We start from the raw sequence: 18,571 nt of genomic DNA, 5'->3' as shown, positions 1-18,571 counted from the left end.
CCCCGGCCTCAAATATAGAACATATAACTGTCGAGCTCGCTCTCATCCTTGAAGGAGATCATATCGGCCAGTGTCGTCGAGTCGAGCACTTCGGCGATACTGTCGCGGATCCGCAGCCACAGATGGCGCTTGGCCGGATCGTCTTCCTCCGTGAAGTCCACTGGCGAGATCGGTCCCTCCAGGATACGGATGATATCTCCGGACGTAATCTGCTCCGGATCCTTGGAGAGAATGTAGCCGCCATAAGCGCCTCTTACGCTTTTGACAAGTCCCGCATTGCGCAGCGGCGCGATCAATTGCTCCAAATAATGTTCCGAGAGCTGGTTGCGTTCAGCGATGCTTTTCAACGAGATGGGGCCTTCCCCGAATTTCATCGCGAGTTCCATCATAATCGTTAAGCCGTAACGGCCCTTCGTAGATATTTTCAAGGCAAATCCTTCTTTCCCGGTTCTCAACACCGACAGATTTTAGAGGCAGAACAGCACATTGTGTAATGGAGCCTCGGTCGAGGCTCCATTCACAGCATAATAATTCATGGTATTCCCATATTGCTTCTATGTTAACATATCCGATTGTTCAGTGGGAGAAAAAGCTTGACCGACTCGTGAAAAAGTTGGACGGGCATGATACAATATAGGGAATCCGCGGCCTTCCGCCCTGCGAAAGGCCGCGCAGATGGTTAAGCCAATTCAGGTGGTGAGTAGAATGAGTTCAAACCATGCGTCCACACGCATCGTCGTCGGCATGTCGGGCGGCGTCGACTCCTCAGTAGCCGCCCTGCTGCTCAAGCAGCAAGGCTACGATGTGGTCGGCATATTCATGAAAAACTGGGATGATACCGACGAATTCGGTCACTGCACGGCTGAGGACGATGCCGAGGATGTCGCCCGCGTCTGTGAGCAGATCGGCATCCCTCATTATACGGTCAATTTTGAGCAGGCCTACTATGACAAGGTCTTCACTTACTTCCTGGAGGAGTACAAAAGGGGCCGTACGCCCAACCCGGACGTGATGTGCAATCGCGAGATCAAGTTCGGCGATTTCCTCGCCAAGGCGATGGAGCTCGGCGCCGACTTTCTGGCCACGGGACATTACGCCCGCGTCACGCATGAGGGTGGGCAGACGAAGCTGCTGCGCGGCATTGATTCCAATAAGGATCAGACCTACTTCCTGCATGCGCTCAGCCAGCAACAGCTGGCCAAAGCGATGTTCCCGATCGGACATCTGCCGAAATCCCAGGTGCGCGAGATTGCCGCAGCCGCGGGATTGGCCACTGCCCGCAAGAAAGACAGCACGGGCGTCTGCTTTATCGGCGAGCGCAACTTCAAGACGTTCCTGAGCCAGTATCTGCCGGCGCAGCCCGGCGAGATGGTGGATCTCGCGACAGGTGAAGTGAAGGGCCGCCATGACGGTCTGATGTATTATACGCTCGGTCAGCGCCAGGGGCTGGGGATCGGCGGCTCGGGCACCGGCGAGCCCTGGTTCGTCGCCGACAAAGATCTGTCGCGCAACCTCCTGTATGTCGTGCAGGGCGAACATGCCAGCCTGTACTCCGCAGGCTTGCAAGCTTCCGGGGTCAGCTGGCTCGGCGATCCGCCGGCAGGCGGCACGTTCCGCTGCACGGCCAAGTTCCGTTACCGGCAGCCCGATCAGGGCATCACCGTCAGCTATGACGCTGCCGGCGGTACAGCCGAGGTGCGGTTCGACCAACCGCAGAAGGCCATTACTCCCGGCCAGGCCGTTGTGTTCTACGATGGCGAGCACTGTCTGGGCGGCGGCACGATTGATGTCGTGTACAAGACAGCTCCGGCCAGCGTGTAGAACCTTGCAAATTATCAATAATACAGAAAAACCGGCTTCTCGCAGCCGCTTCTTCCGAAGCTTGCGGGAAAGCCGGTTTTTTGTGACTGTCAGCCTGATCCGGCCTGCAGCCACTCGCCCTCGGACTCGACGAACCGCTTGCGAACTGCGAGCCGCGAGATCCGTAGATGATCGGTCTCTTCGATGATAAATTCATATATTCCAAAATCCACCTTCTGCTGTTTCTTCGGCGGAATCTCGATCTGCGAGTAGATCCAGCCGCCGATCGTATCATAACCGTCGCTGATGATCTCCAGACCGAAGAAGCTGTTGACTTCCTCGATCAGCATAAGACCGCTGATCGAATAGCTGTCTTCCGTCTTCTTCTCGATGTCAGGACGTTCCTCGTCAAATTCGTCCTGAATCTCGCCGACGATCTCTTCCATTATATCTTCAAGCGTCACAAGTCCCGATGTGCCGCCGTATTCATCGATCAGGATGGCAATCTGCGTCTTCTTCTTCTGCATCAGCTTGAGCAGCATACTGATCTGCATCGATTCCGGCACTGTCGTAATCGGCCGCATCAACTGTCTGATATCGTTTGCGAACGGCGTTTCTGTGTTCAGGAAGTCCTTGATGTGGACGAAGCCGATAATATTATCCTTGTCGTTGTCGCAGACCGGGAAGCGAGTACGCATCTCCTTCAGAGCAATCGCTTTGTTCTCTTCGAAGGAGCGGCCCGTATAAAGACAGCACATCTCCGTGCGCGGAATCATAATCTCCTTGGCACAGGTCTCGGCGAAATCAAAAATATTGTCCATTAGAGTCAATTCCGTATGATCAATGAGGCCGTTCCTATGACTCTCTTTCATCAAAATCCGAATCTCTTCCTCCGTGTGCACAGAATCAAGCTCGGAAGCCGGCACCACGCCGACGCGCCTTAGCAGCCAGCCCGCTGCACCGTTGAAAAACCAGATCAACGGATACATCAGTTTGTGGAACAGCATGAGCGGTACTGCCGTCAAGAGCGTGACGTTCTCCGAATGGCGAACAGCCAGCGTCTTGGGAGCGAATCTCCCCAGTACAAGATGGAGAAAAACAAGGCTCGAGAAAGCGATCAGAAATGCAATCGTATGGACGAACCCGTCGCTCAAACCGAACCACCCTTTAAGGAGCGGTTCCAGAAAATTGGCGATCGCAGGCCCGCCGACATAGCCCAAACCAAGCGATGCCACGGTCATTCCTAACTGACAGGCCGCAAGATACGCATCCAGATTACTGGTCAGATGGGAAGCAAACTTTGCCTTCCGGCGTCCCTCCGCGAATAGTGAATTAATACGTGTGCCTCTCAACTTTACCATTGCAAACTCGGCAGCAACGAAAAAACCGTTCATCAACACCAGAACCATAATCAGCATCATGTTCAGCAACAGCGGCATGATCGGTAACGGGTCCTCCAACGATTCCCTGTCCTCGTCCTCCGGCAGCCGGTCAGGTCGAAGACAGGCGCACCTCCTTCAAGTGATCAGATGATTGAACTATGCTCAATGAGTCTCTTTAAAAAGGTAAGTCAGACTTGCATATAGCTTAGTCTAAGTCCCCTTCCCCCGTCAAACGCCAGTTTGGACTGCTATTCGATGTTTATTCGGCATGGGATGGCCATTATACATCATTTGCTCACTCATGCAGCAGATTTTCCTGCTATTCTCTGGCGCGTGTCCTTGCCGGTCATTGCCGGCCTTTCTCCGGACGTTTGTTATAGCGACGCTGCCGGTTCAGACGAATCTTCTCCTCCATTCCCTGCTCCGTAGCTTCGTAGAGCAGCTTGCCGTCCAGCGTTTCCGGCAGATACTGCTGCTGGACATAATGGCCGGGATAATCATGCGGATAACGATAGCCCACATGACCCAGCTGGGACGATCCCGCATAATGGCCGTCTCGCAGATGAAGCGGCACCTCCACGCGGCCAACCGCCGCCATCGCTTTCATCGTTTTGTCGATTGCCGTGACGACGCTATTTGACTTGGGACTCTCGACGGCAAACAGGATCGCCTGCGTAATGTTGAGTCTGGCTTCCGGCCAGCCGATCTTGTGGTAGGCGTCCATCGCCGTCACCGCCTGTACCATCGCCTGTGGATTGGCGAGGCCAATATCCTCGCTGCAGGCGACGATGAGCCGCCGCAGGAAGGTCATCGGGTCCATGCCCAGCTTCTCGACAGCATATAGGAACCAGAACAGCGCAGCGTCGCTTGAGCCTCGGATACTCTTGTGAAAGGCCGACAGCACATCATACTGGGTCGACTCATCCGCCTTCACAGTGCGCTGCCGAATCGATTCCTCAGCCACTTCCAGCGTGACATGTACCGAGCCGTCCGATGTCGACGGCGTTGTCACGGCGGCCAGTTCCAGCGCATTGAGCGCCCTCCGGATATCGCCGCTCGCCTGGATCGCGATATGTTCGAGCGCCGCCTCCTCCACCTCGAGCTTCATAAATCCCAGACCGCGCTCGCTGTCGGCCAGCGCTCGGCGCATCGCCAGCAGCGAATGCTCGCTTGTCAGCGGCTCAAGCTGGAACAGCGTCGAGCGGGACAGCAGAGCCCCGTTGACATGATGGAACGGATTCTCGGTCGTCGCGCCGATGAAGATGATGATGCCCTGCTCGACGGCCGGCAGCAATGCATCCTGACGTGCGGTATTGAACCGATGCACCTCGTCGAGGAATAGAATCGTCTTGCGGTCGTACATCGATTTGTTCAGCTTGGCCTGCTCGATCGTCTCGCGAACGTCCTTGACGGTAGCGTCAACGGCATTAAGCTTGACGAAGATCCCCGCGGTCCGCTCCGAGATGATATGCGCCAGCGTCGTCTTGCCGCAGCCGGGCGGACCGTAGAGCAGGATCGAGGATACCTGGTCGCTCTCGATCGCCCGCCGCAGCAGCTTGCCTTCGCCGACGATCTGCTCCTGACCGATATATTCATCCAATATCTGCGGACGCATCCGATCGGCCAACAGCCTAGCCCGACTTCCAGTCTCCTGCGTCTCTTCCCGATAGGAAAATAAATCCATTTCTATCTCAGCCTTTCTATCTGCTGAATTCATGAACGCACCTCTTATTCTACGATGATAACACAATCGTACGTACGTTCGCTACCAACCTATAGCAAGAGGGGCATCGTGACGATGCCCCTCCGTTACCTTTGTGCGGTCCATTCAATGCCGGACGACGGTCAGACGTGCACGCCGCCGCGCGCCAGCAGATCCCTTACCGCTTCACTGACCATGATCAGCCCGGCTACCGGCGGGACGAAGGCATTGCTCGCCGGCGGCTGCTTGGCCTTGCGAATCTCCGGCGCGTTCTCCGGGACGATGCGCTGCGTGACATCCGCACGCGGCTTCTGCGGCTGCTCCGTGGAGAAGACGACCTTGACGCCTTTGCGGATGCCTTCCTTACGCAGCTTCTGCCGGATGACCCGGGCGATCGGATCCATAGTTGTCTTGGAGATGTCCCCTACCTGGAACTTGGAAGGGTCCATCTTGTTGGCAGCCCCCATGCTGGAGATCATCGGGATGCCTCGCTTCAGACATTCCTTGATGAGATGAATCTTGTACATGATCGTATCTGATGCGTCGACGACATAGTCCGGGTTATGTTCAAACAGCTGCTCATACGTCTCTTCCGTATAGAACATCCGCAACGAGACCACGTCGCATTCGGGATTGATCAGCTTGATCCGGTCCCGCATCAAATCCGCTTTGGGCTGGCCGATCGTAGTCGTCAAGGCGTGGATCTGCCGGTTGATGTTGGTAATATCCACTACATCCTTGTCGATCAGGATGATCCGGCCGACCCCCGTACGCGCCAGCGCCTCAGCCGCGATCGAGCCGACGCCGCCGATGCCGAGCACGGCAACCGTGCTGCCTTTCATAATCGCCAGACCTTCCGGTCCGATGGCGAGTTCCGTGCGAGAGAATTGATGAAGCATAGCTCTGCCCCCTTCGTTTTACTCAGCCGATTCTTGGGAAGCTCCGGCCGCTACAGGCTTTTTGGGCTCCGGCTTGGGCAGCGTACGGATATGGAGCTGCTCCAGCTGGGACGGCTCGACCTCGGAAGGCGCATCGCATAGCAGATCGGTCGCGCTCGCGGTTTTCGGGAAGGCGATCGTCTCGCGCAGATTGGTCCGTCCAGTGAGCAGCATCACCAGCCTGTCGAAGCCGAAGGCGATCCCGCCGTGCGGCGGCGTGCCGTATTCGAAGGCGTCGAGCAGGAATCCGAACTTCTCATGCGCTTCTTCAGGACTAAAGCCCAGCGCTTTAAACATCTGTTCCTGGATTTCGCGCTTGTAGATCCGCATCGATCCGCCGCCTACCTCATACCCATTGAGCACGAGGTCGTAAGCCTGTGCCCGGATCTCGCCGGGATTCGTATCGAACAGTGCCACGTCTTCTTCATTGGGCCGGGTGAACGGATGGTGCTCCGCCACATAACGTTTGGCTTCTTCATCCCATCCCAGCAGCGGGAAGTCGACAACCCAGGCGAATTTGAACTTCGATTCGTCGATCAAACCGAGATCGCGGCCGATTTTGAGACGAAGATTCCCAAGGACGTCGGCTACAACTTTCTTCTTGTCCGCAGAGAACAGGATAAGGTCGCCGTCCTCAACCTGCAGCCGCTCGGTCAGGGCAGCGATCTCTTCCGGCTTGAAGAACTTGACGATCGGACCGCGCCACTCCCCTTCCTTGACGGTGACCCAGGCCATGCCTTTGCCACCGTAACGCGCAGCAAACGGCTGCAGGTCGTCAAGCTCCTTGCGGCTCCAGGACGCACAGCCCTTGGCGTTGAGCGCCTTGACCACACCGCCGCCGGCAGCTACGCTTGCGAACACCTTGACGTCGCTGCTTGCTACGATGTCAGTGATGTCTTCCATCTCCAGACCAAAGCGCAGATCCGGTTTGTCAGAGCCGTATTTGTTCATCGCATCGGCATAGGAGATCCGCTGGAACGGCAGCTCCAGCTCCACGCCTACCGTCTCGCGCAGCAGACGCGCCATCAGCTGCTCCATCATCCCGAGCAGCTGATCCTGCGTCAGGAACGAGGTTTCGATGTCCACCTGCGTGAACTCCGGCTGACGGTCTGCGCGCAGATCCTCGTCGCGGAAGCAGCGTGCAATCTGATAATAACGCTCCAGTCCGCCGACCATCAGCAGCTGCTTGAAGATCTGCGGCGATTGCGGCAGGGCAAAAAATTCCCCTTGATGGACGCGGCTTGGCACCAGGTAATCACGCGCCCCCTCGGGCGTACTCTTGGTCAGGATCGGCGTCTCGACTTCGATGAACTCTTCGCTGTCGAGGAAATCACGGAAGATTTTGGCCGCTTTGGAGCGCAAACGCAGCGTCTGCTGCATCTCCGGACGACGTAGATCCAGATAACGGTATTTGAGGCGGATCGACTCATCTACCTCGACGCCGTCCTCGATTGCAAACGGCGGCGTCTTCGCTGCATTGACAATCTCGATGCTCGTGACGCGCACTTCGATCTCGCCGGTTTCGAGATTCGGATTGAACGTCTCCGGGTCGCGCTCGACGACGTCTCCGGTTACTGCCAATACATATTCGCTCCGTGCACGGTCAGCGGTTTCCAGCGCATCGCCGGAGAATGCCGGGTTGCAGACGATCTGCACGATACCGCTGCGGTCTCGGAGATCGATGAAGAGGACGCCTCCGAGATCGCGTCTGCGCTGTACCCAGCCGTTCAAAGTTACGGTTTGTCCGACATCGGCTTTAGTCAGCCGGCCGCAATGATGTGTTTTTGCCATCAACATGTTAATTCCAACCCTTTCACATATGGTATAAGTTACTTCCACGAGAACAGCCTAGGACCTGGCTTGTACAAGGTAATCAGCCAGCTCAGCCAGCTTGATCGTCTGCTGGTCGCCGCTGCTCATCTCCTTCAGTGCGATCTCGCCCTTCTCCAGCTCGTCTTCGCCGAGGATCGCCGTGAAGCGCGCCTGCAGCCGGTCCGCCGATTTCATCTGCGCCTTCATCTTGCGGCCGAGATAATCCCGCTCGCCCGCGATGCCTCGCAGACGCAGCTGATGGAGCAGACGGGTCACTTCGCGGTCGGCGGCTTCGCCCAGCGCGATCAGGTAGATATCGATCGCCGGCGCCGGCTGCGCTGTGCCTTGCTTCTCGAGCAGCAGCAGCGTCCGCTCCAGCCCCAGCCCGAGGCCTACGCCAGGCTGGTCCGGACCGCCGATATCGGCGACCAGACCGTTGTAGCGGCCGCCGCCGCCGATCGTATCGATTGCGCCGATGCCCTGAGCCTTGTACTCAAATGCGGTATGTGTATAGTAATCCAGTCCGCGGACCATCCGGGGGTTGATTACAAATGGGATCTCCATCGCACTCAGATGAGCCTTTACCTGTTCGAAATGGGTCGTGCACTCCTCATCCAGGCTGTCCAGGATCGACGGCGCGCCTTCAAAGTGATGCTGGTCCTTTTTGCAGTCCAGCACCCGCAGCGGATTGCGGTCCATCCTCGACTGACAGTCTTTGCAGAGCAGCTCCCGCTTGGGCTCCAGGAACGCCAGCAGCTGCTCGCGGAAAGCGGCCCGGATCTGCGGTGTACCGACCGAGTTGAGCTCGACGGTGACGCCCTGCAGCCCAACTTCGGTGTAGAACAGATAACCGAGCGCGATCACCTCGGCATCGATCGCCGGATCCGTCGCGCCTACCGCCTCCACGCCAAATTGATGGAACTGCCGGTACCTGCCGGCCTGCGCCCGCTCGTACCGGAACATCGGTCCCATATAATAAAGCTTGGTTACATGTTCGCCGTACAGCTTATTCTCGACATAAGCCCGCACAACACCTGCCGTTCCTTCCGGCCGCAGTGTTACACTGCGGTCGCCGCGGTCGATGAACGTATACATTTCCTTCTCGACGATATCGGTCGTCTCCCCGACTCCGCGCTGATACAGCTCGGTCGATTCAAACACGGGCGTACGAATCTCGCCAAAGTTGAAACGGCGGCATAACTCGCGTGCAGTCGCTTCAACTTGCTGCCATTTGGCCGACTGCACAGGCAGGATATCCTGCGTACCCGGCGGTTTCTGAAAAGCCATCGTTGCTTCCTCCTTTGCATTCTTTAAACAAAAAACTCCCGTCCCAGGCATTAATCGCCAGGGACGAGAGTTATTGACTCCCGCGGTACCACCCACATTCCGGATCGCTGTGGATCCGCTCCAGACGGTTAACGCCCGCTACACGCAAACGGCTACTCTGTGGCCCTGACCTTGCCGGTACTGTCCAGGTTCACCGTTTGTTCTCCAGGAGGTCTATTCATCCACGAGCCATAAGGATGCTTGCAGCAAAATACATCCCTCTCTGAGTATGGCATACGATGGGTTACTGGTCCTGTCATCGAATGTTGATGTCATATACATTGCATTGACTGATAATAGATTGTACAGACTGATTCCCCCAAAGTCAAGACGAACAAGTACGAACACTAATCATTCCACCCCAGCATCAGGCGGAATAAAGGTTCCCGGACAGAAAAAAACCTGCAATAAGCTGCAGGTCAAAAATGTATTATTAAAAAGGGGGTCGAAAATAGTATAGCCTCTTCATGTTAAGAAGAGATGTTAAAAGGATTACAGAAAGATTACAAAAACGTAAGCGTTTCTCATCCCCTTTTCATAACCGAGTGTCAGACCTAACGGGCTCTCAAGGTGACCGGTCTGCGCAGCTCCGGCTCCTCCCGGCGGTGCGAGACCTCTCCTTCAAGCCGCAGCATCTCGGACGTCGCGCGACGGTCATGCGACAGCAACTGCCATACACTGGCTCTCCCGCACTGCGATTTCTCGCTAAGCCGCATCTCTGCACCTCCTCATTGGCAGCAAGCAGCAAGCTTGATTGCTGCTAGTGTGTGCAGAGAATGACCTCCTTATCCTTCCTTGCTAGCGATCTTTACTGTCCAGCAGCAGGGTGACGGGGCCCCAGTTCACCAGGCTGACATCCATCATCGCACCAAAGACTCCCGTCTCTACCCGCAGCCCGTGACGCTCAAGGGCCTCGTTGAACTGCTTGTACAATTGCTCAGCCTGCTCGGGTCTGGCAGCCGCCATATAATTGGGGCGACGGCCCTTGCGGCAATCGCCGTACAAGGTGAACTGCGAGATCGACAGCACGTCTCCGCCGACTTCAGAGATCGACAGATTCATCCGTCCCTCGGCATCGTCGAACAACCGGAGACCAGCCAACTTCGCTGCCAGCCAATCGACATCCGTCTCCGAATCCTCATGAGTGATGCCGACGAGCAGCACCATGCCTTGAGCAATCTCACCGACCACATGTCCGTCCACCCGGACGGCAGCGCTCTTGCTGCGCTGCACTACGACACGCACGCAACCTCCTCCGTTTCCTACTGCATGATCCGCTGCACCGAGTAGACATCCTTGACCCGCTTGATCTTCTCGACCACCGCATGCAGGTGCTCGATATTGCGGATCAGGATGGTCATATGGATCATCGCCAGCTTATTCTTATCCGAACGGCCGGATACGGCCGCGATGTTCGTCTTGCTCTCCGAGACCGATTGCAGCACCTCATTGAGCAGCCCCCGGCGATCATGACCGGTAATCTCGATATCCACGCTGTAATTGGCCTCGACGGACTGCTCCCACTCCACCTCGATCACGCGGGCTGCTTCATCGCTGAGTTCTTCTCCGGCTTGAACGTTGGGACAATCCTGACGGTGGACGGAGACGCCGCGGCCCCGTGTGATATAACCGATGATCGCATCGCCCGGCACCGGATTGCAACAGCGGGCGAAGCGCACCAGTACATTGTCCACGCCCTTGACGCGTACGCCGTGCGTCGGCCGGCTCTTCCTCTCGGATGAGCCTCCCGTCTTCACTTCCTTGACCTCTGAAGTCAACTCGATCTGGCCGGCTTCTTCGTTCTCCTTGCGGAGCTTCTCCGTCAGACGGGTGCAGATCTGGGCTGCGGTGATGCCGCCAAAACCGATTGCCGAGAGCATATCTTCGAGATCGTTGAAGGTGAATTTCTCAGCGACCTCCTGCAGCTTGCTGTCCGCCATCCATTCGGAAGGCTCGAGCCCGAGCCGCTTCAGCTCGCGCTCGAGCAGCTCGCGGCCTTTGGCGACATTCTCCTCGCGCCGTTCTTTCTTGAACCACTGCTTGATCTTGCTGCGGGCATGGGAGGATTGAGCAATCTTGACCCAATCCTGGCTTGGACCGTAGGAATGCTTGGAGGTCAAGATCTCCACGATATCGCCGGTCTTCAGCTTGTAATCGAGCGGCACGATTCGGCCGTTCACCTTGGCGCCGATCGTCCGGTTGCCTACTTCGGTATGGACGCGGTAGGCAAAATCGAGCGGGACCGAGCCCGCCGGCAGCTCGAACACTTCCCCTTTGGGCGAAAAGACGAATACCAAGTCGGAGAAGAAATCCATCTTGAGCGACTCCATAAACTCCGCGGCATCGCTCGTCTCGTCCTGAAGCTCCAGAATCTCTCGGAACCAGGATACCTTGTCCCCGAATCCGGCTTCTGGCGCGAGGGTGCCTTCCTTATATGTCCAGTGGGCGGCGATCCCGTACTCGCTCGTCCGATGCATCTCCCATGTCCGGATCTGCACCTCGGTCGGCTCGCCATTGGGACCAATGACCGTCGTATGCAGCGACTGGTACATATTGGCCTTGGGCATGGCAATATAGTCCTTGAATCGGCCGGGCATCGGCCGCCAAAGGGTATGAATGATGCCTAATGTCGCATAACAATCCTTGATATTGTCGACGATGATGCGGATCGCGAGCAGGTCATAGATTTCGTTGAACTGCTTGTTCTTGTCCGTCATTTTCTTGTAAATGCTATAGATATGCTTGGGCCGTCCGGAGATATCCCCGCTGATCCCCATCTCCTCCAGCTTCTCGGTGATATTCCCTACCACGTCGGAGATATACTGCTCCCGTTCCGTCCGTTTCTTCTTCATCAGGTTGGCGATACGGTAATATTGCTGCGGATTGAGATACCGCAGCGCGATATCCTCCATCTCCCACTTGATCGCCGACATCCCGAGACGGTGAGCGATCGGACAAAAAATCTCCAGCGTCTCATATGCGATCCGACGCTGCGATTCTTCCGACTGGAACTTCAGCGTACGCATATTATGCAGCCTGTCGGCCAGCTTGATCAGGATGACCCGGATATCCTGAGCCATCGCGACGAACATTTTGCGATAATTTTCATTTTGCTGCTCTTCTTTCGAACGGAAGCGGATCTTCTCCAGCTTCGTCAGCCCGTCGACCAGCATCGCGCATGTCTCGCCGAAACGGGACCGCACTTCCTCCAAGGCGACGGTCGTATCCTCTACCACATCGTGCAGCAGAGCAGCGATGATCGAGATAACATCCATGCGCATATTGACGATCAAGTCTGCAACCGCAACCGGATGAAGAATATAGGGTTCCCCTGATTTCCGCACTTGGCCGTGATGGGCTTGTTCAGCAAAATCGTAGGCTTCCCGGATGCTTTGTAATTCATGCTCTTTCAGATAGGCCGATGCCTTTTCGAGTAACTGCTCAATGCCCATGAAACGTCCCTTTCCGAAAAAGAGTCTCCTAAGAGAGGCCTGAACCTCGATCTGCGACTCCTGCTCCTGCACTTTTCCGATTTTTATAATATTATGCCTGTAATGCTATGCAATCGTCAACCGTACCTTTACCGATCGCCGAAGAAACGCCCGTCTCGCAAGGCGCTTGAAGCGTGCGAAACGGGCGCGGCCATGGGGCAAATCAATGAAACTAATACGTCACCAGGGAGAAGACGGGCGTCTCGCCAAGCTTGTCACGGCCCGGCAAATAGCTGAGCTCGATCAGAAAAGCGGCCCCGACGACGACGCCGCCAAGCTGCTCGATCAGATTAATCGTCGTGGCGATCGTCCCCCCGGTCGCCAACAGGTCATCGGCGATCAGCACCCGCTGCCCCGGGGCGATGGCATCCTTGTGGAGTGCAAGCTTGTCCTTGCCGTACTCCAGATCGTATCCCGCTTCCACTGTCTCGCCAGGCAGCTTGCCGCTTTTGCGGATCGGCACGAAGCCTACGCCGAGCTCCAGCGCCAGCGGGGCGCCGATGACGAAACCGCGGGCCTCGGGACCGGCGATCAGATCGATCGGCAGTTCTCCGACCTGCTCTTTGAGGCTTTGGATGGCCGATTTGTAGGCAGCGGCATCCTTGAGCAGCGTCGTGATATCCTTGAAGCGGATGCCTGGCTGCGGATAATCGGGGATGACCCGGATATATTCTTTGTAATTCATGGTTGTTGTCTCCTTTGGTTTGGTTAATATGGCCGATCTGCGATGGTTTGGTCTGCGATCCAAGCCGCCAGTCGCGGCGCCGGCGCGCTCAGTATCGCATCCAGCTGCGCCTTTCCTGCAGCCTCTTGGTAGATGCGCGAGCTCGACAGCTCACGCTTGCCCGGCGCGGGATGGACGTTGATCCGATCCCCCTCGGCGATAAGGAAGCCCAGCTCGATAAACACATCGATCATCATCAGGCAGCGGTCCGTCGGCCACCCGGTAGCCGCTGCCAGCCGCTCCGGCAGCTCAGAGACGATACGTTCGCGGTCTGGCATCCGGCGCAATCGCTGATAGACGTCGATAAAATGCGGCCGCTCGGGAAAGGCGCCCGGCGCCTGCCAGCCGGCAGTATCGTAACAAGCCGCGACCCATTCGAGTCCGCGTCCCGCCTGCAGCAGCTGCGCCACCTCCGCTGCCGAGGGCGGAGCATCAGCGAGCACCAGCACCTGGGCATCGAGATGCTGCGGCAACGCGTCGTAATCGATGAGCAGAACAGCCGACGCCGGCAGTCCTTGCACAGCGGCAGCACTTTCGGCCAAGGCCGCGCGACCGGCGGAGCGGAGAGCAACTGCTACCCGTTTGCCGCTTAGACGCTCGCGCAGCTTCGTCTCGGCGCTCTGCCCCGTCCCCCGCAGGTCCAGCAGCTGGGCGTGCTTGACCCGCAGATCGCTCAGCATCAGCTGAGGTCGACGGTTGCCTTTCCATTCATTTACAGACAACTCGCCTACGATGTCCGCTTTGGCTTCGTCGGTCAGCAGTTCGGCCAAGCCGCCTTTGCCGAAACAGACCGCCTCCAGCTGCGAGCGTCCGCACCGCAAGCCCAGCTTCAGATGCCTGCCTTCTTTGCCCATCGTCCGCCGTTCACCGATCTCGACTTCCGGCAGCAGCAGCTTCGGCGCCGGATTGCCGTTGCCATAGGGCTCCAGCAGCGACAGCTTGTCGATCATCTCCAGACTGGCTTCCGCCAGCGGGCAGCTCGCGTCGATCAAGGTGCTGCGGATCCAGTCCTCCTCGCTAAGCCACTGGTCGGCCAGTGCGGACAGCTGACGCTCCAGCTCCGGCAGGCGGTCCCGGTGCAGACTCATGCCTGCCGCCGCCTGATGGCCGCCGTAGTGATCCAACAGCTCGGCGCATGCCGTCAGAGCGGCATGAAGGTCGTAGCCGTCGATCGATCGGGCCGAACCTTTGCACATCCCGCTCTCGGCATCGATACCGAGGATCACCGTCGGACGGTAATGCCACTCGAGCAGCTTGGATGCTACGATGCCGATCACGCCGACATTCCAGCTCTCGGCCGCCAGGACGATGACGGAAGGGGGAGGCTGATCGGACGCGAGCGCAGTCCTGCACCGCTCTTCCCATAGCTGCTCTGCTTCCATGGTCATCTGTTCCACCAGCTGCTGTCGCTCCTTGTTGAGCCGATCCAGCTGATAGGCAGCTGCCGACGCTTCGCTGCTGTCCGTCGTTGTCAGCAGCCGGACGGCAGTATCCGCATGCGCGAGCCTGCCGCTGGCGTTGATGCGCGGCGCCATCCCGAAGGCAATCTGGGTCGATGTAGCGTGACGCAGATCAATGCCGCTGACCTCGGCCAACGCCCGGAACCCGGTACTGCCTCCTTCCGCCATCCGCCGCAAGCCATCCCGCACCAGGATACGGTTCTCGTCCTGCAGCGGCATCAGATCGGCTACCGTTCCGAGCGCCACCAGCTCCGTCCACTCCAGCGGCGGCCGCTCCAGCAGCGCGGTAGCCAGTTTGAAGGCCACCCCTACGCCTGCCAGCCCTTTGAACGGGTAACCGCAGGCCGGCAGCTTGGGATTGATGATGGCAGCGGCCTCCGGCAGCTCTGCGGGCGGCTCATGATGATCGGTCACGACGATCTCCAGGCCGAGCGAATGGGCAAATGCGATCTGTTTCACAGCACTGATGCCGGTATCGACCGTCACCATCAGATCGACGCCGGCCTCTTTCGCCTTGCGGATCGCTTCCTCATGTAGCCCATACCCTTCCAGCTTCCTGTCCGGTATGTAATAGTCAAAGTCATAGCCGAGCGCAGAGAACAAATGGATCATTAGTGATGTGCTACTCACGCCGTCGGCATCATAATCGCCGTATATCCTGAGCTTGCGTCCGCTGTCGCCGGCCTGGCGAATCATACGGACCGCCTCTCTCATCCCTGCCAGCAGATATGGATCGTACAGATCATCAGCACCTCCGTATAAGAAGGTACCGGCGCTCTGAATATCGCGGATCCCCCGCTGTATGAGCAATCTGGCCACGAGCGGGGGCAGCTGAAGCTCCTCTGTCAGCTCCCTTGCGAGCCTCTCGTCTTGTTCGTGCTCCGCAGGCAGCACCCATCTCGTCTGTGCATGAATCACGTCCTGATATCACCTCTGTCTAAAGTTACTGCAGCAATGTCGGCATCGACTCCTGATTCGGGTCGTGATTGGACTTGTAGGGATAGCCCGGATCGTAAGGATCGACTGAAATATAGACATCGCTGATATGAATAAACCGTTTGAGCAGCAGCTCGCGTACCCGCTTGGCAATTTCTTGTCCCTCTAATACACTGATCCGCGGATTGACGCTGATCCTGAGCTCAACCGCTACGTAATGTCCCTGTTCCCACGCCTTGAGATCCTCGACCGTGATGACGCCTTCGATCCGCTGGACCGTCTGCATCAGTTCCTCGGCATCCTCCTCCTGCAGCGACAGCTTGTGCCCCTGCAGCACCAGCCCGCTAATCAGCCGGTAACCGCTCATCAGGACGATGATCGCTATGATGAAAGCTGCGGCCGGATCCAAATAATAAAGCATGGGCATGGCAAATACTTCCCCGCACAATGCACCTGCAATGCCGACCAGCGCCACCGCCGAGGCCAGCAGATCGGTACGGCGGCTTTTGCTGGGGATCGCCAGCTGTTGCACAATCATCGACACGAGGATGACTGCGATTGCCGCCCAGTGCGGCGCCGCGTCCACCCCGAGCATCACTGCACGAAAGGTCTGGATCGCGATCTCCAGGCCTAGCAATAGTAGAAGTACCGATATGATAACACCAGAGGCAGTCTCGATCCGGCTCTGCGACCGCTGCACCGTTTTTTTATCCGAGCTGTGCGACGGCAATTGCCGGCCTTTGCGCAAGCCGACCGCTGCAGCAAAACATGCTGCAGCCTCCGCCGCCGATCTCACTGCATCAGCCAGCAATGCGGGACTGCCGGCCAGAATCCCCGCGGCTCCCTTGAACAGCGCCAACACGGAATTGCCGGCCAGCCCTGTCGTCGCAGCTGCTTCGGCTTCCGCATAACGCGGCTTTGCCACCATCTCGACCACCCCTTCAGTATGTCTGCTCGCCCGGTTCACCAAAGCTTATCAGTCCTATTATAACGATGCCCCAAAATCCCGTCAAAAAAAAGAACTGTCCTACTGAAAGGCAGTCCCCTTAAAAGCGCTGATCGTCATATAATTCATGAAGCTAGTGACCTTCAATGTGAGAATATCGTTTACGATTTTGTGAAGCGGCGGTGCGGTTCCCGATCTATAACCGCTGCTTACACATTGCCAGATCTCTTCGGCCGTCACATGTTCATAACCGATCATCCGGAACTCTTCCGCTTTGCTCCGGCACAACGCTTCTATCGCTTCGTTCAGCTCCTTCTCATCCATCCGCATCCCCTTCCCTCTCCACTTCTGATCACGAAGTGATGCACATCTTTATGAAGACGAAATCCATTGTTGTTATTTCGCCATGCCTGCCGCAGATTCCTGCTGGTCAAAATTTATGAGCATCGAACAGGACATGCCGCGCATAAGCTGGGATAAGAGCCTGTCTAGGAAAGTCGAGGGAGTAGCCGTGACAAAACAGACCTTTATCAAAGGAGCCATGATCCTCCTGGCAGCCGGCATCATCAATCGCATCCTCGGCTTCATCCCCCGGATAGCGCTGCCGCGCATCATCGGCGCCGAAGGCGTGGGCCTGTATCAGCTCGGATATCCGTTTCTAATCGTCATGCTGACGGTGATTACCGGCGGAATCCCGCTGGCCGTAGCCAAATGGGTCGCCGAAGCGGAATCCCAGGGCGATGAAAGACGTGTCCGGCATATTTTTCGTACCGCCATGAGCCTGACGCTTGTTTTGGCGGTTGTCTTTACTGCGATGACTGTAGCGCTGGCGCCATGGATCACAACCCGGGTCCTGACTGATGAGCGAGTTTATTACCCCTTCCTCTTCATGACGCCGATGCTGTTGGTTGCGGCAGTGTCTTCGGTCTGCAGAGGTTATTTTCAAGGCAAACAGAACATGATTCCCAGTGCGCTGTCTCAGGTGGTCGAGACCTTACTGCGAATCGTATTCGTGTTATTCTTCGCTCAACTGCTGCTGCCGCGCGGTCTGGAGTGGGCGGCTGCCGGCGCCATGATCGGCGCTGTGATCGGTGAATGCTGCGGATTGCTCGTGCTGCTCGTACAGCTGGCCAGAGAAAAAAAACGCCGCCAAACTGCGAGCGCCCAGCTGCAAGAACCACTCCTCAGAAGACTCGTGGGCTGGTCCCTGCCAGTCACGCTCAGCAAGATGACAGGATCGCTGTCCTATTTGTTCGAGTCCATCCTGACTGTGCGCGCGCTGGCCGTTGCGGGTATCGCCACTGGTGCGGCTACCGCCCAATATGGTGCGCTTCAAGGGATGATCCTCCCGATCGTCCTGCTGCCGACGGCACTTACCTATTCACTCTCCGCTTCTCTGGTGCCCTCGCTCTCGGATGCGGCTGCCCGCGGGGATACCGCAACGATCCGCAAACGGATCCACCAATCGATGCGGCTGGCGCTCGTCAGCGGCGCGCCCTTTGTTGTAGTCATGGCCATGTTAGCCGGCCCCATCTGCAGTGTGCTGTATGATCATGCCGAGATCGCGCCCATGCTGCAGATCATCGCTCCCGTCGCACTTTTCATCTACATGCAGGCGCCGCTGCAAGCGGCTCTGCAGGCGTTAGACAAGCCCGGCACCGCCCTGCGCAATACATTGATCGGCGCCGCTCTCAAGCTCACCCTCATTGCCCTGCTCGCCTCCAGACCGGAGCTCGGCATCTATGGCGCGCTCATCGCAATGGGTGTTCAGATCGTTATTGTCACTCTGCTTCACTGGGGGAGCGTGCTGAGGCTGATCGGCTTTCACATCCAGATGCTGGATTTCGTCAAGATCGGCGCTTCGATGATCATTATGGGAGCAGCTGTCAAATATACCTACTCCCATCCCCTCTTGAGCGGCGACTGGTGGCATCTGCTGGCTGTACTATGCGCCGGCATGATCGTCTATCTGCTGCTGATGGTGCTGCTTGGCATTATCGACCGGGACGATCTGTCGCGGCTGCCGCTGATTGGCCGCCTGGTACGGAGCTAAG

At 57.4% G+C, this 18,571-nt stretch carries 15 protein-coding genes; 2 read left to right on the top strand and 13 right to left on the bottom strand.

Features of this window, described 5'->3' with window-relative positions; all coding sequences use genetic code 11:
- Positions 1-8 precede the first annotated feature (8 nt).
- A complete protein-coding gene (gene cymR, locus ABC336_RS26705; RefSeq protein WP_413241552.1) occupies positions 9-428 on the bottom strand; it encodes a cysteine metabolism transcriptional regulator CymR in 420 nt (139 codons plus the stop codon).
- 277 nt (positions 429-705) lie between these two features.
- Here cymR and mnmA point away from each other — a divergent pair, with 277 nt between their 5' ends.
- Positions 706-1,821 (top strand): tRNA 2-thiouridine(34) synthase MnmA, encoded by a 1,116-nt coding sequence (mnmA, locus tag ABC336_RS26700; protein WP_413241551.1) that lies wholly within the window; start codon positions 706-708, stop codon positions 1,819-1,821.
- A gap of 89 nt (positions 1,822-1,910) precedes the next feature.
- Here the strand turns inward: mnmA and ABC336_RS26695 are convergent, their stop codons facing one another.
- The 12 genes from ABC336_RS26695 to ABC336_RS26640 form a co-directional block, all read right to left on the bottom strand.
- The gene (locus ABC336_RS26695; protein ID WP_413241550.1) at positions 1,911-3,239 is read right to left on the bottom strand and encodes a hemolysin family protein; all 1,329 of its coding nucleotides are present in this window, start codon (positions 3,237-3,239) and stop codon (positions 1,911-1,913) included.
- 289 nt (positions 3,240-3,528) lie between these two features.
- Positions 3,529-4,866: a replication-associated recombination protein A gene (locus tag ABC336_RS26690; protein ID WP_413242617.1), complete on the bottom strand. Its 1,338-nt coding sequence runs from the start codon at positions 4,864-4,866 to the stop codon at positions 3,529-3,531.
- Positions 4,867-5,027: 161 nt separating this feature from the next.
- On the bottom strand, positions 5,028-5,783 hold the full coding sequence (locus ABC336_RS26685) for a tRNA threonylcarbamoyladenosine dehydratase (RefSeq protein ID WP_413241549.1): 756 nt from the start codon (positions 5,781-5,783) through the stop codon (positions 5,028-5,030).
- A gap of 18 nt (positions 5,784-5,801) precedes the next feature.
- The gene (aspS, locus tag ABC336_RS26680) at positions 5,802-7,613 is read right to left on the bottom strand and encodes an aspartate--tRNA ligase (RefSeq protein ID WP_413242616.1); all 1,812 of its coding nucleotides are present in this window, start codon (positions 7,611-7,613) and stop codon (positions 5,802-5,804) included.
- A gap of 57 nt (positions 7,614-7,670) precedes the next feature.
- On the bottom strand, positions 7,671-8,921 hold the full coding sequence (gene hisS, locus ABC336_RS26675; RefSeq protein ID WP_413241548.1) for a histidine--tRNA ligase: 1,251 nt from the start codon (positions 8,919-8,921) through the stop codon (positions 7,671-7,673).
- 593 nt (positions 8,922-9,514) lie between these two features.
- A complete protein-coding gene (locus tag ABC336_RS26670; RefSeq protein WP_413241547.1) occupies positions 9,515-9,676 on the bottom strand; it encodes a hypothetical protein in 162 nt (53 codons plus the stop codon).
- 82 nt (positions 9,677-9,758) lie between these two features.
- Complete coding sequence (gene dtd, locus ABC336_RS26665; protein WP_413241546.1) at positions 9,759-10,205, bottom strand: D-aminoacyl-tRNA deacylase; 447 nt, start codon at positions 10,203-10,205, stop codon at positions 9,759-9,761.
- A gap of 17 nt (positions 10,206-10,222) precedes the next feature.
- Positions 10,223-12,412 (bottom strand): RelA/SpoT family protein, encoded by a 2,190-nt coding sequence (locus tag ABC336_RS26660; RefSeq protein ID WP_413241545.1) that lies wholly within the window; start codon positions 12,410-12,412, stop codon positions 10,223-10,225.
- Positions 12,413-12,623: 211 nt separating this feature from the next.
- On the bottom strand, positions 12,624-13,136 hold the full coding sequence (locus ABC336_RS26655) for an adenine phosphoribosyltransferase (RefSeq protein WP_413241544.1): 513 nt from the start codon (positions 13,134-13,136) through the stop codon (positions 12,624-12,626).
- Between the two features lie 23 nt (positions 13,137-13,159).
- Positions 13,160-15,553 carry a single-stranded-DNA-specific exonuclease RecJ gene (recJ, locus tag ABC336_RS26650; protein WP_413241543.1) on the bottom strand — a complete coding sequence of 798 codons (2,394 nt, stop codon included), beginning with the start codon at positions 15,551-15,553 and terminating at the stop codon, positions 13,160-13,162.
- A 25-nt stretch (positions 15,554-15,578) separates the two neighbouring features.
- Entirely contained in the window at positions 15,579-16,499 is a 921-nt protein-coding gene (locus ABC336_RS26645) for a cation diffusion facilitator family transporter (RefSeq protein ID WP_413241542.1), read from the bottom strand.
- 99 nt (positions 16,500-16,598) lie between these two features.
- Positions 16,599-16,841 carry a post-transcriptional regulator gene (locus ABC336_RS26640; protein WP_413242615.1) on the bottom strand — a complete coding sequence of 81 codons (243 nt, stop codon included), beginning with the start codon at positions 16,839-16,841 and terminating at the stop codon, positions 16,599-16,601.
- A 187-nt stretch (positions 16,842-17,028) separates the two neighbouring features.
- Between ABC336_RS26640 and spoVB the strand changes: the two genes are divergently transcribed.
- Entirely contained in the window at positions 17,029-18,570 is a 1,542-nt protein-coding gene (spoVB, locus tag ABC336_RS26635; RefSeq protein ID WP_413241541.1) for a stage V sporulation protein B, read from the top strand.
- Position 18,571: the final 1 nt, after the last annotated feature.

Origin of the sequence: Paenibacillus jepli, from assembly GCF_047238105.1 — a bacterium.
Classification (GTDB): Bacteria; Bacillota; Bacilli; order Paenibacillales; family Paenibacillaceae; genus Paenibacillus_D.
Note: the sequence above shows the minus strand (reverse complement) of the source record. Positions and strands in the feature narration are given on the sequence as shown.

What these genes read in the sequence shown, in the direction of transcription:
- ABC336_RS26670 (WP_413241547.1), bottom strand. Translation starts at nt 9,676, where the DNA reads ATGCGGCTTAGCGAGAAATCGCAGTGCGGGAGAGCCAGTGTATGGCAG.
- ABC336_RS26655 (WP_413241544.1), bottom strand. Translation starts at nt 13,136, where the DNA reads ATGAATTACAAAGAATATATCCGGGTCATCCCCGATTATCCGCAGCCA.
- ABC336_RS26690 (WP_413242617.1), bottom strand. Translation starts at nt 4,866, where the DNA reads ATGGATTTATTTTCCTATCGGGAAGAGACGCAGGAGACTGGAAGTCGG.
- ABC336_RS26685 (WP_413241549.1), bottom strand. Translation starts at nt 5,783, where the DNA reads ATGCTTCATCAATTCTCTCGCACGGAACTCGCCATCGGACCGGAAGGT.
- aspS (WP_413242616.1), bottom strand. Translation starts at nt 7,613, where the DNA reads ATGGCAAAAACACATCATTGCGGCCGGCTGACTAAAGCCGATGTCGGA.
- ABC336_RS26695 (WP_413241550.1), bottom strand. Translation starts at nt 3,239, where the DNA reads ATGCCGCTGTTGCTGAACATGATGCTGATTATGGTTCTGGTGTTGATG.
- hisS (WP_413241548.1), bottom strand. Translation starts at nt 8,921, where the DNA reads ATGGCTTTTCAGAAACCGCCGGGTACGCAGGATATCCTGCCTGTGCAG.
- ABC336_RS26645 (WP_413241542.1), bottom strand. Translation starts at nt 16,499, where the DNA reads ATGGTGGCAAAGCCGCGTTATGCGGAAGCCGAAGCAGCTGCGACGACA.
- ABC336_RS26660 (WP_413241545.1), bottom strand. Translation starts at nt 12,412, where the DNA reads ATGGGCATTGAGCAGTTACTCGAAAAGGCATCGGCCTATCTGAAAGAG.
- ABC336_RS26640 (WP_413242615.1), bottom strand. Translation starts at nt 16,841, where the DNA reads ATGGATGAGAAGGAGCTGAACGAAGCGATAGAAGCGTTGTGCCGGAGC.
- mnmA (WP_413241551.1), top strand. Translation starts at nt 706, where the DNA reads ATGAGTTCAAACCATGCGTCCACACGCATCGTCGTCGGCATGTCGGGC.